The organism is Corallococcus exiguus, from assembly GCF_009909105.1.
Lineage (GTDB): Bacteria > Myxococcota > Myxococcia > Myxococcales > Myxococcaceae > Corallococcus > Corallococcus exiguus.
The window spans coordinates 264,374-278,765 of the sequence record NZ_JAAAPK010000012.1 but is presented as its reverse complement, the minus strand read 5'-3'; the positions used below and the strand labels follow the sequence as shown (position 1 = coordinate 278,765).

Below are 14,392 nucleotides of genomic sequence, written 5' to 3'. Positions count from 1 at the left end.
GGACTGCCGGAACTGTCGCGGGCCACCTGCGCAGCCCGCGACAGCTCCACAAAACAACAGCACGAACCCTAATCGCAGACCTGCTCCGTGGCGTGCGTGGTGGCGCGGGGGCTCCAGCCCTCGTTGCCGTCCTTCTCGAAGTAGAACTTCGCGCGCGTGCGCTGCCGCGTGCCCACTTCGTTCAGCGTGTTCGCGTCGTACAGCCGGCCGTTCACCATCGTGTAGCGCACCGTGCGGCTGTTGGAGATGTCCTCCAGCGGGTTCTTGTCCAGCACCACCAGGTCCGCCAGCTTCCCCACCTCCAGCGAGCCCAGGTCCTTGTCCATGCCCAGGTGACGCGCGCCATTCAGCGTGCCCGCGCGCAACGCCTGCATCGGCGACATGCCGCCCTGCACGAACATCGCCAGCTCCCAGTGCGCCGCCAGGCCTTCACGCTGACCGTGCGCGCCCAGTTGCACGCTCACGCCCAGGTCGTTCAGCTCCTTCGCCACGCGGGCCACGTTCTGGTGGTTGAACTCCTCGTCCGGAATCATCACGCGGCGCCGTGAGCGCCCGTCCACCACGCGGCGGGGCACGAACGACATGAGGCGCGTGTCCTCCCAGACGTTCGTCTTCTGGTACCAGTAGTTCTCCCCCATGAGCCCGCCGTAGGCCACGCCCAGCGTCGGCGTGTAGCCCACCCGCGTGCCCTTCCACAGCTGGCGCACGTCGTCGTAGATGCGCGCCACCGGCAGCGAGTGCTCCAAGCTCGAGTGCCCGTCCACCACCATGGTCAGGTTGTGCTGGAGCAGCGAGCCGCCCTCGGGCACCACCAGCATGTCCAGCTCGCGCGCCGCCTGGAGAATCTTCTGCCGCTGGTCGCGCCGGGGCTGGTTGTAGCTCTTCACGCTGAACGCCCCCAGCGCCTTCATCCGCCGCAGGTGCCGGCGCGCATCGTCCAGCGTGTCGATTTCGACGTGCGCGTCCGCGCTCGCCGCTCCGTACAGGATGGTGCCCGTGGAGAAGATGCGCGGCGACGTCAGCATCCCCGCCTTGCCCAGCTCGCTCGCGGCGAAGATGGCCTCCGAGTGGTTGGACGGGTCGTGCAACGTCGTCACGCCGAACGCCAGCGACGCCGCCTGCACCCAGCTCTGCTCCGGCATCAACCCGTCCACGCCCATGGACCCGTGCCAGTGCACGTCCACCAGGCCCGGCATCAGCGTCTTGCCCTTCACGTCCACCACCTTCGCCGCTGCGGGCACGTTCACCTTCCCCACCGGGCCCAGCGCCACGATGCGGTTGCCCTTCACCACCACCACGCCCTCCTCCACCACCTGCTCGCCCTTCATGGTGACGATCCGCCCGCCCACCAGCGCCAGCATCCCCTCCGGCACGTCCGACTTCGCGGAGAACGCCACGTCCACCCCGTCCGCCTCCGGCGGCGGCAGCGTCTTGGGCGCGCCGTCCATGAACGTGAACGCGTCCTTCAGCGCCCGCGTGTAGAGCTTGGACCCCAGCGCCCAGTGCAGGGACAGCCGCGCATCCGAGCCGGACCAGTGCAGGTATTCGCCCGCGTCACGGCTCACCTGCGTCACCGGCATGGCCTTGGTGGACGGCCCCACCCGCGCCTCCTTCGCGCCGCGCACGAAGGGCGTCACGTAGGCGTTGAAGTCCTCGCGGAAGGCCACCCACCGGTCGTCCGGCGACACGCGCATCTCCAGCGCGCCACCGCTGGTCAGGTGCGTGCGCGGCTCATCCCCGTCCAGCCCGATGCTGCGCAGCGTGCGCACGTCCTCCACGTCCTTGGACTCCACGTGCAGGAAGTACACGCGGTCCGACTTCGCGCCGAAGTGCGGCTGCTCCCCGTCCCGCGTCAGCTTGCGCGCCACGCCTCCACCGGTGGACGGCACCACGAACAGCCCCGTCTCCCGGCTCCACGTGCCCGGCATCAGGTAGCCGTCGCCCGTCGTCCGGTACACCACCCACCTGCCGTCCGGGCTCATCGCGGGCTCCACGTAGAAGCCCGGCTGCGTCGTCACCACGCGGCCCTCGCCGCCCGTCACCGACACCACGCGCACCGCGCCCAGCGCGTCGTCGTCCCACGTCGTGTAGACGATGGAGCGCCCGTCCCGCGAGAACGACGGATAGAACTCCAGGTGCTCGTTCTGCCGCGTCAGCCGCCGCGGTGTCCCCGACGGCAGCTCCTTCACGTAAAGCTTGCCCAGCGCCTGGTACACCAGCCTCTTGCCATCCGGTGACACCTGCATCCAGCGCAGCATCTTCACGTCGAAGCGGTCCGGCGCCACGGCGCGCGTGCCCTTCACCGCCGCGAACACCGTGCGTGTCCCCTTCACGTGGAAGGGGATGGGCGACACCTTCTTCGTCGCCACGTCGATGCGGTGCAGCGCCCCGCCCGCCCAGAACACCAGCGACTTGTTGTCCGGCGTCCACGCCATCACCGGAGACACGCCGTGGATGGCCCACGTCTCCTGCATGTCCCGGTCGAGCCCGTCATGCAGCGGCCGCTCCGCCCCGGACTTCACGTCCGTCACGTACAGCACGCTCTTGCCGCGCACCCGCCGCACGAACGCCAGCTGCTTGCCGTCCGGCGACGGCGTGGGCCGGATGGAGCCACCCGGGCCGGTGACGAAGGGCTCCACCTCCTTCGCGTCCAGGTCCAGCCGCTGGATGGCGTAGAGCTCCTTGTTCGGATCCTTGTCGTACTCGAAGGACTTCCCCGGCGTGACGTCCTGGCTGAAGTAGACGTAGCGGCCGTCCGGGGAGAACACGGGCTCGCCCAGGTCCTTCTGGTCGTTGGCGCGTTCGGTGAGCTTCACGCCTTCGCCGCCCGCGCGGTGGAACATCCACACCTCGCCCGCGCCCAGCGAGCGTCGGCCGGTGAAGTGCTTGCGCGCCACCAGGAACTGGCCGTCCGGACTCCACGCCGGGCTGTTGAGCAGGCGGAACTTCTCCTGCGTCACCGCGCGCGGGTTCTTTCCGTCGCGGTCCATCACCCAGATGTTGTCCCCGCCGCCCCGGTCGCTGGTGAACGCGATGGACTTCCCGTCCGGGCTGTAGCGCGGCTGCATGTCCCACGCGGCGCCGGACGTCAGCGCGCGGGCCTCGCCGCCCGCGATGGGCAGCGCGTAGATGTCACCCAGCAGGTCGAAGAGGATTTCGTCTCCGCGCGGGCTCACGTCCACGTTCATCCACGTGCCCTCTCGCACGTCGATGGGCACCTGCGTGCTGGCCACGCCCGGGGGCGCGTCCACCTTCCACTCCTCCTTCTTCGCGTCCGGCTGCTCCGTCGTGGCGACGGGGGCCAGGGTGCCGCCGTCGCCCTCGCTCGCCCGGGCGGCTTCGCGCGCGGTGTCCTTGGGCGCGGGCGGCTTGGGCGGTTCCTGCGGAGGCGCTTCACCCTGCCCTGGAGGTGCGGGCTCGGGTGCACTCGCGGGCCGGGGCAGGGGCTGCGCCGCCAGGAGCAGACCTGGGACGAGCAGTGCGAAGCAGAGGGCGGAGAGAGGTCGGTTCACCGGAAGTGTCCTCGGGGAAGACGCGGGGCGCGGCATCCTGCCAGGATGCGTGGGCTGTCAGGGCGCCCGTGAACTCGCGGACGGGCAGGCGTGTTCCTGGGCGCGGCGTGCCGCGGTGCGTTCCCCCGGCGCGGTCCGAATCTGCTACTGCATCCAGCCCATGTCGGACTTCAGTCTTTCCACGGACCCGGCGGAGCGGCGCGAGGCGCTCTCCGTCCTGTTCACAGAGGCGGTGCCCCACAACCATGCGCTCGGGCTGCGGCTGGAAGCGGTGGGGCCCACGGACGCGACGGTGGTGATGCCCTACGCGGATGTGCTCGTCGGCAACCCGGAGACGGGGGTGGTGGCGGGCGGCGCGGTGACCTCGCTCATCGACGCGGCTAGCGGCGCGGCGGTGATGGCGGCGCTGGGCGCGTTCGCGGCCATCGTCACGCTGGACCTGCGAATCGACTACCTGCGCCCCGCGCGCCCGGGCCTGCCGCTGACCGCGCAGGCCGAGTGCTACAAGGTCACCCGCATGGTCGCCTTCGTGCGCGCGCTGGTGCACCAGGGCGACCCTGCGACGCCGGTGGCCTCGTCGCAGGGCACCTTCATGCGGGTGGAGAGCTGATGAGCACGCCTTCGCTTCCCCTCGCGGACCTGGTGCGGCAGGTGCGCCAGTCGCGCGAGTACCACCGCCTCACGGACGCCATCCCCTACACGCGCTTCGTGGGCATTGGCGTGGAGAACCTGGCCGGCGAGATGCTCTGCCGCATGCGCTACGCGCCGCACCTCATCGGCAACAGCATCCTGCCCGCGCTGCACGGCGGCACGCTGGGGGCGCTGCTGGAATCGAGCGCCATCTTCGAGCTGCTGCTCAAGACAGACACCGAGCGCGTGCCCAAGGTCATCTCCACCACGGTGGACTTCCTGCGCTCGGGCAAGGCGCAGGACACCTTCGCGCGAGCATTCATCACGCGACAGGGACGCCGCGTGGCCAACGTGCGCGTGGAGGCCTGGCAGGACGACCGCACGCGGCCCATCGCCAGCTCGCACGCGCTGTTCCTGCTGTCGGAGCCGTGAGGCTCCTGAGCTTCGGGGGACGCTAGCCGTCCACCACGATGCGGTACGTGCGGCGTTTGCCGTCACTGCCCCAGATGATGAGCGTGGTCGTCCCCTTCGCCAGCGCGGAGACCTCCACGCCGTCCTTCCCGGTGGTCTTCACGTCCGCGACGGACGGATCGCCCAGCGCCACGCGGCTCATTCCCTGCACCGTCAGCACCTGCTTCGCGCCCTTCTTCAGGGTGAGCGTCTCGTCCGCGGGAGGAAGCTCCTTCGAGTCCCCAGCGCGAGCAGCGGGCTCCTTCGCCCCCGCGGGCAGGGCGCTGAGCAGCAGGGTTCCCAACGTCAGGGCCACGAAGCGTGAAGCCATGGATGCAACCTCCGGGTGACTCCGGCGGAGTCCGGAGCTGCCCCAATGTCCCATGCGCTGGCATCCGACGTCTCCTGAGAGCCCCCCCGCGATGCGCGCACTGACGTTGTTACAGCGCGGTTCCCATTTCTACAGGGTTCAGGCCGGGTCCTTCAGCGGACAGCGTGCACGGGGACACGGTGGATTGCCTTGGGGTCCGCCGGGTGGAGGACAGGGTTTCCAGCCTGGGGGCGCGGTGGGGGCACGGCAGTGAACGCGAGCGCACGTCACGGGAGCGCGGCACGTCGCCTGCTAGCTCACGGGAGCGACACCGACGCGGAGACCCCCATGAGCGAGCGCGAGTCGATGAAGCTACGGGATTTGAAGGAAGCCGCCCATGCGCTGTACCAGCGGGGGAGGTATGCGCAGTGCGTGGAAACGTACGCGCAGCTCGCGAAGATGCTCCCGCGCGACGCGAATGTGCGCGTCCGGCTGGCGGAGGCCTGCCGCCGCGCGGGGCAGAAGGAGCAAGCGATTGCCGCGTACCGTAAAGCCGCCCGGGTGCTGTTGTCACTGGGTTGCGAATCCCGTGCGCGGGGCGCCCTGAAGGCAGCGCTGGAGTTGGCTCCGCGCGACGCGGCGTTGCAGCAGGAATTGGCGCGGATGGGTCAGGGCGCGGTGACTCCGACGGCACTGGAGGACGAGGAGCTCTACCGTTTCGACCGGCTGCCGCCGACGCCGCCGCCCGGACGGATGCGCAGCGTGCCGCCGTCCTTCGTGCGCAACGACGCGCAGGGGCCGGACGCACCGAGGGCTCTCCCGGTGGCGCCGTCCGTCACGCCGGTGAACGTCCATGGGACACCGAGCGTGATGCAGGGACCGGGACGGCAGGCGGTGCTGCCCCATCCGCGTCCTGCCATGCCGACCGTGACGCCCGCGCTGGATTCGGCGACGACGACGATGTCCCGTTCCATGGCGCAGGTGGCGGCGGGTGCGCCGGAGGCCGTGACGCTGCCGAAGGTCATCGTGTCGATGTTCGCCTTCGGGGATCCACCGGCGGAGGGGGCCGCGCAGCCGGGAGGGAATACGCCTCCGTGCATCACGCCGGTGATGGTGAGCAAGAGCGTGCCCAAGAAGGCACTGCCGGCCGTGCCGCCGTCCACGGTGAATCCTGCTCCGACGCCGGAGCGCCCCACGGTGAAGGTCCTCGCGCTGAAGAACCGCGCGCCCGGCGCCCCACCAACGAAGCCTCCGTCCGCGGTGATGCCCTACAAGCCGGAGATGCGCCGCCTGGCGCCGAACGTGGTGGCCCTGCGCGTGTCGCCGCAGGCACGCTGGGTCATCATCCGCTCGGAGAGCGACCTTGAAGTGAGCCGTTCCGAGGTGCTTCCCGGGGAGCCAGCCGCCGCGCATTGAGGTGGTGTGAGGAGTGACAAGGTCTTTGCAGCCAGCCCGCCTTCGTGGTTGAGCCGTTGCTCCGACTCACCAACCCGAAGGAGTCTGGTGATGACGCTGGAGGAACTGGTCGAACAAGTCGCGAAGCACGTCGCCGCCCAGACCGATGCCATCTGGAAAGGGGACGCGAAGACCGGAAACAAGCACGCCAGGAAGTACGGGGCCGCGATCGATCAACTCCTGGCCCACGGTGATGCCGGACGGGATGCGCTCCTCGTGTTGTTCAAGCATGAGCGCATGGACGTGCGGGTGACGGCCGCTGCGACCCTGCTCCGCTACCGGACGGCTGAAGCCAAGGCGGTCCTGGAGGAAGCCGCAAAGGGGCAGGGACTCGTGCCCTTCGAAGCTTTGGAAGCACTGAAGCGCTGGAATGAAGGCACCTGGTCCCTGGACCCGGGATAGCCGTCCCCACAACGCACCGTGGCGCCCTCCCCTCTTCAGGGAAGGACGCCCGGATGCTCCACCCCGTTCAGGGACCGTCCTACATGGACACGGACTTCGCCGGGTCGATGAGGCTCTGGAGCGGGTTCGTTGCTTCCGCGGTCTCCTGCCCCACGTCCGGCTCGTAGGCGCGGACCTGCGCCTCGCAGTGGTTGCTCTTCCGGTTCTGGTGGCAGTGCCGGATGCCGTACACGTGATGGCACCCGCATGGATCCACGCGCTTCTTGGCGCACAGCGACGGATTGAACACCGGAGCCGCGGTCATCTCCACCGGCCCCGCCTGCAACGACACCGCCAGCACCATCCCCGTCAAAAACCCCATCGCCCACCCCCTTGATGCACGCTGCAGAAATGGGAATGCCGATCCGCCGCCGCAACCCCCAGGCTTGTCTGAATGCCGCTCCGTGCACTCCCGGCCGTTCCCTCCGTCCACCCCACGGGGTTTCCACTCGGCACAGGCCAGGCAGGCAGCCAATCGTGTGTCCGGAAACCGGCACCGTCAGGGATGATGGAGGGCTTCGTCCCTGCCGCGGGTTCACCCACCTGGGGGATTCACCATGAGCTGGAAGCAACACCTGGAAAAGGTCTCCGAGGGCCACTACGTCCTGCCGCGCACCAAGACCATGCGCGTGCACGCGGACCTGTTCCTCTCCGACAAGCTCCTCTGGGGGGAGGAAGGCAACCCGGAAGCCCCCCCGCTGGAAGACGCCGTCTTCGATCAGGTCGTCAACGCCGCCACCTTCCCCGGCGTCACCCGCGTCGCCGTCACGCCCGACTGTCACGTGGGCTACGGCGTCCCCATCGGCACCATCGTGGAGACGGACGGCGTCCTGCTGCCCACCGCCGCCGGCTACGACATCGGCTGCGGCATGGTGCAGCTGCAGACCTCCCTCACCGTGGAGGACGTCGCCGACCCCGCGAAGCGCCGCCAGTGGATCGACGAGGTGACCGACCGCATCGCCGTGGGCGTGGGCGCCACCCGGGCACGCAAGCAGCGCAAGCTCAGCGAACCCACCCTCAAGGAAGTCCTGCGCCACGGCGCCAAGGCCCTGGGCAGAAGCCGCTCCGTCACCGAGCGCGACTTCATCCCCGTGGAGGACACCGGCGTTTCCATCCCCGAGCGCGCCTATGACAAGCGCGGACAGCTGGGCAGCCTGGGCGGCGGCAACCACTTCACCGAGATGCAGGTGGATGAGATGGGCCGCGTCTGGGTGATGCTCCACACCGGCAGCCGGGGCTTCGGCTGGAACATCGCCAAGCACTTCTTCGTGGCGGGCGCCGCGCAGTTGGGCCTCAAGAGCCGCAGCGAGGACTTCGTCTGGCTGGACGCGGACAGCGCCCTGGGCCGCAGCTACTGGAACCTGCACAACATGGCGGCCAACTTCGCCGTGGCCAACCGGTTGCTCATCGGCGAGGCCGTGTGCGGGGCGCTCGAGGACGTGTTCGGCGGCACCGCGAACATCTACTACGAGATCAGCCACAACCTCATCCAGCGTGAGGGCGGCAAGTTCGTCGCACGCAAGGGCGCCACGCGGGCCTTCCCTGCCGGACATCCGGCCCTCAAGGGGACGACGTGGGAGGCCACCGGGCACCCCATCCTCATCCCGGGCTCCATGGAGACGGGCAGCGCCATCCTCTTCGCGGAGCCGGGGGCGGAGAAGTCCATCTACTCGGTGAACCATGGCTCCGGCCGGCGGCTGTCACGCTCCGCCGCGCGCCGGCAGCTCCAGCAGGAGGAGACGGACCGGCGCATGGCGGAGGCCGGCATCCTGCTCAACACCCGCACCACGCCACTGGACGAGTCCGGGCCCTGCTACAAGAACCTGGACGACGTGCTGGAGACGGTGGAGCAGGCAGGACTCGCCCGGGTGGCCCACCGCCTCAAGCCGGTGGCCTGCATCAAGGGCGCGGACTGACGGGATATCCCGAGAAGGGGGACTCGTGGGGGAGGCCGGGCGGCGGTAGACTGGGCCTCCGCCTGGAGCCCCACCCATGCCCCCGTCCCCCACCCCTTCCCGGGAAGCAGATTTGGCGCGCGCCGAAGCCGACATGGCCCGGCTGGAAGCGCAGCTCGCCGAACAGGTAGCCCGCGCCAGCGCGGATGCCGCCGCGTTGGCCGACCGGCTCGCCCGCATGCGCCAGGCCCTGGCCCGGCCGGAGCATGCCGGAGACTCGCGCCTGTCCCAGTGGGCCATGCGCCTGGAGGACACCGAGTCCCCCGAGCCGTCCCCGGAGCTCACACGGCTGCGTGAGAAGGCCTTGGACGCGCGAGAGGTCGCGCTGGACACGCGCCGCCAGGCCGGGCTGGACCTCCAGTCCGCGCTGCGCGTGCAGCAGGAGGACGCCGCCCGGGTGGACAAGGCGCTGACGTCCGCCGAGTCCGACCTGAAGCGCGTGGAGGACGCCGCCCGGGCCCGCGCGGAGGCCGAGGCGAAGGCCCGCCGCGCGGCGGAGGCGGAGACCCAGAAGGTCGTCCCGCCCCCGGCCCTGCGTCCGTCCCAGGAGAAGCCGTCCACGGAGACGCCGACGCGCGCGGAGCGGCTCCCGGCGCGCGCGCCCGTGGCCGTCACTCCGGCGAAGAGCGACGCGCGCAAGGCGGGCCGGGTGCGGATGCACACGACCATCGACACGCGCAGTGATTCCAACTTCTTCACCGGCTTCTCGATGGACATCAGCGAGGGCGGCATCTTCATCGCCACGGTGGAGGCGGTGCCGCGCGGCACGCCGGTGGAGCTGGACTTCACACTGCCGGGGGGCCGGCCGCTGACGGTGAACGGCGTGGTGCGTTGGGCGCGCGACGGCAACGACCGCACGCCAGACTTGATGCCCGGCGTGGGCGTGCAGTTCACCACGCTGCCGTCGGAGGTGGCGCACGCCATCTCGTCGTTCGTGGCGACGCGCGACCCGATGTTCTACCCGGACTGAGGCCTCAGGTGCCCCAGGGGCGCAGGGGCGTGAGCAGCCCCGCGTCCTGGAGGCGCGCCTGGACGTCCGCGGCCAGGGCGACGTGGGCCGGATTGGAGACGGTGAACTTCTCCTGAGTGAGGGTGATGAGCGTGCCCCGGTTGGGGATGTGCTCCACCTGGACGGGCGCGGGCAGTGGGGGCACGGGGCCTCGGAAGTCGGCGAAGTACATGACCCAGCCGACGAAGGTGCCGGGCTCGGGAAACCGACCGGCCGTAATCTGTTCCCGATGCGCATCGGAGGTCGCGATGCCGACCTCGGGTTCCCACGCGAGGGCCATGGCGCGCATGACTCCGGTGAGGATCGGCGCGGTCAGCAGGCGCTCCGCGACACTGCCCCGGCTGCCGGTGGTGACGACACAGACGGAGTTTGAATGAATGGAAGCGCTCCCGCAGTTGCCGTGCGTGCCCGAGGTTTCCTCTTCGTTCTCACCCGCCCAGAGCCAGAAGCTGGAGCTGTCCATGAACCGATGGGCCTTGCTCTTCATGAGCTTCGCGAACGTTGACGCGTCCGGCTGGATCTGACGCTTCCGGGCTTTCTCGAAGTTGGCTGCCGCTAGATGCCAGCGGTTCCACGTCGGCTCCAACGGACCCAGTCGCTGGACGAAGGATGCAAGACGCTGAGCACAGGTTTCGACCGGCTCTGAACGCGCCAGCCAATAGCAGCCTGCGTAATACGTCTCGGACATGGTTCCACGACTCCTCATTCAAAGGGCGTGATGACGACGACCTCTATCTTGCGCCCCTCTCGGGCGAAGACCTTTTTCAGAAGGGCGGCAAAGCGACCCTCCGCGACAATCCAGCGAATGCGTCTTCCCTGTGCCATCCTTTCCTGACGAATCGCCTGAGCAAGTACCTTTCCAAAGCCCTTGTAGAACTCCTTCAGTGACATGTCGTCCTTGATGAACTTCGCGTAGCCCTGGCCCTTGGCCTCCAGCAGCGAATCGTCGACCAGGTCGTAGCCGTCGAAGTCGACCTCTTCGTCTCCTACCTTGAGCCGGTACGCGGAGCCCTTCGGTGCTCCCGTCACCTGGGCCTGATAGTCGCGGGCACGGTCGGACATCGACTCGTTCACCTGCACCCACTTGCCCGGGCCACCTGCGCTGCTACTCGAAGGCGGAGGGCCCATCGTGGCCATGGCCACCGCCGTGGACGCGAGCGTCACCTCCACCACACCGTCCACCACCGCCACCGCGCTCACGTCCAGCACGCGCGCCGGGTTGAAGCCCGCATTCGCCGCGCCCGCTCTCACTGCGTCCGGGAAGCGCGGCATCAATGAGAGCGAGGATGACAACCCCACCGTGACGCCGTGACTCACCAGCATCGTCACCGCGAGCACGAAGACGCGCGCCACCTCCGGTCCCAGTGCCTGCGCGAAGACCTCCGCCGCCTCCTCCAATTCCTGGAACGTCCGCGCCCGGTCCGTCGCCGCCTTCAGCGCACCGCAGGCCCGGACCACCGTGAGGAACGACTGCACGCCCACGTACGCCAGGAACACGGCGGCAATCACCGCCGCCGCCTTGGTGAACACGGGCTCCGGCGCCGCGGCCAACACCACCCAGGACGCAATCGCTCCCGAAACCACGGACACGAAGAACTCGGGATTCAGCGTGTCCTGAAGCGCCGCGCCAATGCTCGCACGCAAGGGGTCCAGCGACATGCCCACCGCGAGCGTCAGCCGGTCCAACTCACCGAAACCCGCGCCGTCCTCCAGCAAGGACAAACAATCTCCCGGAGCCTCATGCGCCCGGCACCACCGTCCGTACCCGTCCCGCAGCATGAACCCGAACCCCAGGTCCAGCTGCGCTCCCTTCTTCGCGACCGCGCGCACCACCCTCGGTGACCGAACCGTCAGCGGCACCTCCAGCACCAGACGCGCCAGCGCCTCCTCGAACTCCCGAGCGCTGACCGGCACCCGCTTGTCCCACGTGGCCGGGGCGTAGGTCCGCGTCTCCTGCTCCGTACGCAACCGCACCGTGGGCCCGCTGGCGCAGCCCGTGAGCAGCACGACCAGCAACCCCCATACCCCGGCCTTGCTCGCATTCATCCGATCCTGCCCCTGTGGCACTCGCGACACTCCACGACAGGTGCCTTCTCCGGCCCCTCCACCAATGCTATACGCATCCAAGTAATTCATTTTTAACTTGAACATCTTGACTTCACTGGGAGCACATCTTGAAGCCTTCTTCCCTCCTCGCGGCCCTGACCCTGACCGGCGTGCTGTCCGCCTGCGGCCCTGGCGAGGCACCTGAATCCCAGCAACTGCCCGCGCAGGACCTGGGCAGCACCACGGCGGCGCTGGACTGCGCCGCGTTCAGCGGCCCCGTGTATCACCGGGTGCGTCCGGCCACGGGCGACAGCCTCCTCACCCTCAATGCGAACGAGGCCGCCAACGCGGCCACCACCTACGGCTACACCGACGACCGGGGCACGCCCTTCAAGGCCGCGAAGTCCTCCGGCACCGGCCTGTCCCCCGTCTACCGGCTCTACAGCCCCAGCCGGGGTGAACACATCGTCACCATCGACGCCACCGAGCGCTCGAACCTCATCGCCTCCGGCTTCACCACCGACGAGGGCGTGGGCTTCTATGCGTCCAAGACGGCGGACGCGTGCCTCGTGCCCGTCTACCGCTTCGACAACCCGGGCCTGAAGAAACACCGCCACGCCGTCACCCAGGCGGAGCGCGACGCGCTCACCACCGCGGGCTGGACCAACGAAGGCATCCAGTTCTACGCCGCGCCCACCACGGTGGACACGAAGTTCACCTTCGTCGTCATCCCCGACACGCAGCAGGAGACGGTCTACGCCCCCACCCGGCTCACCCAGCGCATGCAGTGGATCGCCGACAACAAGACGGCCCAGGACATCCGCTTCGTGCTGCACACCGGCGACCTGATGGACTGGGACACGCCCGACCACCTCCACTACCAGCGCGCCAGTGATTCCTACCAGGTGCTCGACACCGCCCAGATTCCCTACGCCATCGCCCTGGGCAACCACGACACGGCGGCCGTGTGCCAGGGCGGCAGCGCGTGCCCCGGCAACGTCAACGCCAACCTGCGCAACACCGCCACCTTCAACACCTACTTCCCCCTGTCCCGCTTCAAGGCCCTGGGCGGCGTGTTCGAATCCGGCAAGTGCGACAACGCCTACCACACGTTCAACGCGGGCGGCCTGAACTGGCTGGTGTTGAACCTGGAGCTGTGGGCTCGCACGAACGCCGTGAACTGGGCGAAGACCGTGCTGGCCCAGTTCCCCCAGCACAACGTCATCATCATCACCCACTCGCACCTGAACGGCAGCGGCGGCATCGAGCAGTCGAACGGTGGCTACGGCAACAACAGCCCCCAGTACGTGTTCGACAACCTCATCAAACAGTACGCCAACGTGCGCTTCGTCTTCTCCGGCCACGTGGGCAACGCCGCCTACCGCACCGACACCGGCGTGAACGGCAACACCATCTACCAGATGCTCAACACGTTCCACGATGGCACCACGAACCCGACGCGGCTCGTGGAGGTCGACACCGCGGCCAACACCATCAGCACGCGCGTCTACGCGCCGCTGACGAACACGGAGCGCGCGGACGGCGCCAAGGCCTACAGCAACGTGAGCTGGGTGCGCTGAAACATCCTCAAGGCACCCGGACGGGACGGGCAATGATTCGCGCCGTCCCGTCCCCCACCGCACCCATGTAGTTCGAACCCCAGCCACTCACGCTCCCGCTCGTGCGCAGCGCCAGGGAATGATACTTCCCCGCGGCAAGCAGGGCCGTGCCCAGGAGCCCGGTCGACCGGACGGGAGCAGGGCGCTCGAACCGGGTGCCATCGCCCAGCTGCCCGTTGTTGTTGAGACCCCAGCCCCAGACGGTTCCGTCCGAGCGAAGCACCAGGGCATGGTGCCCTCCCGCCACCAGCGTCACCACGTTCGTCAGGCCAGGCACCGGGGTGGGAAAGTACTGGATGACCGAGGGGCCTCCCGACAGATACTCGCCATGGATGTCCCCCCACGCCTGGACCGTGCCATCCAGACGCAGCGCCAGGGAATGAAGACCGTCGGCGCTCAGCGCCATCACCTCCGTCAGGCCTTCAATCCGCGCGGGGGTGGGGCGGAAGGAAATGCTGTCATCCCCCAGTTGGCCTGAGTAATTGTATCCCCAACCCCAGACGGTTCCATCCGACCGGAGCGCCAGCGCGTGATAGTCCGCCGCCGCCACGGCCACGACGTCCGTCAAACCCAGGACCTGGACGGGTGAGGAACGGGAGACCGTGGTGCCGTCCCCCAGCTGTCCGATCCAGTTATCGCCCCAGGCCCAGACCGAGCCATCGGACCGCAGCGCCACCGAGAAGTTTCCGCCTCCATCCAGGGCCACCACGTCCGAGAGCCCCAGCACCTGAACGGGGATGGAGCGGTTCGTCGTGGTGTCATCCCCCAATTGCCCCAAGCTGTTGCGGCCCCAGGCCCAGACCGAACCGTCAGCGCCCAGCGCCAACATGTGAGCGGAGCCTGCCCCCAGTGACATGATGTCCTGGAGGCCTGCCACTTGCGTCGGGACAACGCTGTGGCGGCTTCTCGCGGCTGCTGTTCGTGGACAACACGCGCTGCGGCGTGCGCCTGGAGCTGCCGCGCGT

The 14,392-nt window shown here is 68.9% G+C and carries 13 protein-coding genes; 7 read left to right on the top strand and 6 right to left on the bottom strand.

Annotated features, from left to right (window positions below):
* Positions 1 to 68 precede the first annotated feature (68 nt).
* Positions 69 to 3,512 carry an amidohydrolase family protein gene (locus GTZ93_RS35695; protein ID WP_139920377.1) on the bottom strand — a complete coding sequence of 1,148 codons (3,444 nt, stop codon included), beginning with the start codon at positions 3,510 to 3,512 and terminating at the stop codon, positions 69 to 71.
* Between the two features lie 160 nt (positions 3,513 to 3,672).
* Here GTZ93_RS35695 and GTZ93_RS35690 point away from each other — a divergent pair, with 160 nt between their 5' ends.
* Together GTZ93_RS35690 and GTZ93_RS35685 are read left to right on the top strand one after the other, a co-directional pair.
* The gene (locus GTZ93_RS35690) at positions 3,673 to 4,122 is read left to right on the top strand and encodes a PaaI family thioesterase (RefSeq protein WP_139920378.1); all 450 of its coding nucleotides are present in this window, start codon (positions 3,673 to 3,675) and stop codon (positions 4,120 to 4,122) included.
* Positions 4,122 to 4,574, top strand: coding sequence for a PaaI family thioesterase (locus GTZ93_RS35685; RefSeq protein WP_120575824.1), 453 nt, complete (start codon positions 4,122 to 4,124; stop codon positions 4,572 to 4,574). The genes GTZ93_RS35690 and GTZ93_RS35685 overlap by 1 nt, the downstream gene beginning before the upstream one ends.
* Before the next feature lie 22 nt (positions 4,575 to 4,596).
* On the opposite strand, the gene GTZ93_RS35680 is transcribed toward GTZ93_RS35685, so the two are convergent.
* Positions 4,597 to 4,923 (bottom strand): pilus assembly protein N-terminal domain-containing protein, encoded by a 327-nt coding sequence (locus tag GTZ93_RS35680; protein WP_158620770.1) that lies wholly within the window; start codon positions 4,921 to 4,923, stop codon positions 4,597 to 4,599.
* A gap of 249 nt (positions 4,924 to 5,172) precedes the next feature.
* Here GTZ93_RS35680 and GTZ93_RS35675 point away from each other — a divergent pair, with 249 nt between their 5' ends.
* Both GTZ93_RS35675 and GTZ93_RS35670 read left to right on the top strand, forming a co-directional pair.
* Entirely contained in the window at positions 5,173 to 6,318 is a 1,146-nt protein-coding gene (locus GTZ93_RS35675; protein WP_257979351.1) for a BTAD domain-containing putative transcriptional regulator, read from the top strand.
* Between the two features lie 90 nt (positions 6,319 to 6,408).
* Positions 6,409 to 6,759 carry a DUF2019 domain-containing protein gene (locus GTZ93_RS35670; protein ID WP_139920382.1) on the top strand — a complete coding sequence of 117 codons (351 nt, stop codon included), beginning with the start codon at positions 6,409 to 6,411 and terminating at the stop codon, positions 6,757 to 6,759.
* Between the two features lie 79 nt (positions 6,760 to 6,838).
* Here the strand turns inward: GTZ93_RS35670 and GTZ93_RS35665 are convergent, their stop codons facing one another.
* Entirely contained in the window at positions 6,839 to 7,120 is a 282-nt protein-coding gene (locus GTZ93_RS35665; RefSeq protein ID WP_120575828.1) for a hypothetical protein, read from the bottom strand.
* A 235-nt stretch (positions 7,121 to 7,355) separates the two neighbouring features.
* Between GTZ93_RS35665 and GTZ93_RS35660 the strand changes: the two genes are divergently transcribed.
* Both GTZ93_RS35660 and GTZ93_RS35655 read left to right on the top strand, forming a co-directional pair.
* Entirely contained in the window at positions 7,356 to 8,714 is a 1,359-nt protein-coding gene (locus GTZ93_RS35660; RefSeq protein ID WP_139920384.1) for an RtcB family protein, read from the top strand.
* Between the two features lie 76 nt (positions 8,715 to 8,790).
* Complete coding sequence (locus GTZ93_RS35655; protein WP_139922546.1) at positions 8,791 to 9,723, top strand: TIGR02266 family protein; 933 nt, start codon at positions 8,791 to 8,793, stop codon at positions 9,721 to 9,723.
* Between the two features lie 4 nt (positions 9,724 to 9,727).
* Here GTZ93_RS35655 and GTZ93_RS35650 read toward each other — a convergent pair whose 3' ends face one another.
* Together GTZ93_RS35650 and GTZ93_RS35645 are read right to left on the bottom strand one after the other, a co-directional pair.
* Complete coding sequence (locus GTZ93_RS35650) at positions 9,728 to 10,450, bottom strand: immunity 52 family protein (RefSeq protein WP_139922528.1); 723 nt, start codon at positions 10,448 to 10,450, stop codon at positions 9,728 to 9,730.
* A 14-nt stretch (positions 10,451 to 10,464) separates the two neighbouring features.
* Positions 10,465 to 11,808, bottom strand: a complete 1,344-nt coding sequence (locus GTZ93_RS35645) for a restriction endonuclease fold toxin 5 domain-containing protein (protein ID WP_139922530.1) — start codon at positions 11,806 to 11,808, stop codon at positions 10,465 to 10,467.
* Positions 11,809 to 11,936: 128 nt separating this feature from the next.
* Between GTZ93_RS35645 and GTZ93_RS35640 the strand changes: the two genes are divergently transcribed.
* Complete coding sequence (locus GTZ93_RS35640; RefSeq protein WP_139922533.1) at positions 11,937 to 13,388, top strand: metallophosphoesterase; 1,452 nt, start codon at positions 11,937 to 11,939, stop codon at positions 13,386 to 13,388.
* A 7-nt stretch (positions 13,389 to 13,395) separates the two neighbouring features.
* Here the strand turns inward: GTZ93_RS35640 and GTZ93_RS35635 are convergent, their stop codons facing one another.
* Positions 13,396 to 14,283: an RCC1 domain-containing protein gene (locus GTZ93_RS35635; protein ID WP_139922536.1), complete on the bottom strand. Its 888-nt coding sequence runs from the start codon at positions 14,281 to 14,283 to the stop codon at positions 13,396 to 13,398.
* Positions 14,284 to 14,392 lie beyond the last annotated feature (109 nt).

Coding starts and splice junctions, on each gene's coding strand:
- GTZ93_RS35690 (WP_139920378.1), top strand. CDS start 3,673: ATGTCGGACTTCAGTCTTTCCACGGACCCGGCGGAGCGGCGCGAGGCG.
- GTZ93_RS35685 (WP_120575824.1), top strand. CDS start 4,122: ATGAGCACGCCTTCGCTTCCCCTCGCGGACCTGGTGCGGCAGGTGCGC.
- GTZ93_RS35680 (WP_158620770.1), bottom strand. CDS start 4,923: ATGGCTTCACGCTTCGTGGCCCTGACGTTGGGAACCCTGCTGCTCAGC.
- GTZ93_RS35670 (WP_139920382.1), top strand. CDS start 6,409: ATGACGCTGGAGGAACTGGTCGAACAAGTCGCGAAGCACGTCGCCGCC.
- GTZ93_RS35665 (WP_120575828.1), bottom strand. CDS start 7,120: ATGGGGTTTTTGACGGGGATGGTGCTGGCGGTGTCGTTGCAGGCGGGG.
- GTZ93_RS35660 (WP_139920384.1), top strand. CDS start 7,356: ATGAGCTGGAAGCAACACCTGGAAAAGGTCTCCGAGGGCCACTACGTC.
- GTZ93_RS35655 (WP_139922546.1), top strand. CDS start 8,791: ATGCCCCCGTCCCCCACCCCTTCCCGGGAAGCAGATTTGGCGCGCGCC.
- GTZ93_RS35650 (WP_139922528.1), bottom strand. CDS start 10,450: ATGTCCGAGACGTATTACGCAGGCTGCTATTGGCTGGCGCGTTCAGAG.
- GTZ93_RS35645 (WP_139922530.1), bottom strand. CDS start 11,808: ATGAATGCGAGCAAGGCCGGGGTATGGGGGTTGCTGGTCGTGCTGCTC.
- GTZ93_RS35635 (WP_139922536.1), bottom strand. CDS start 14,283: ATGTCACTGGGGGCAGGCTCCGCTCACATGTTGGCGCTGGGCGCTGAC.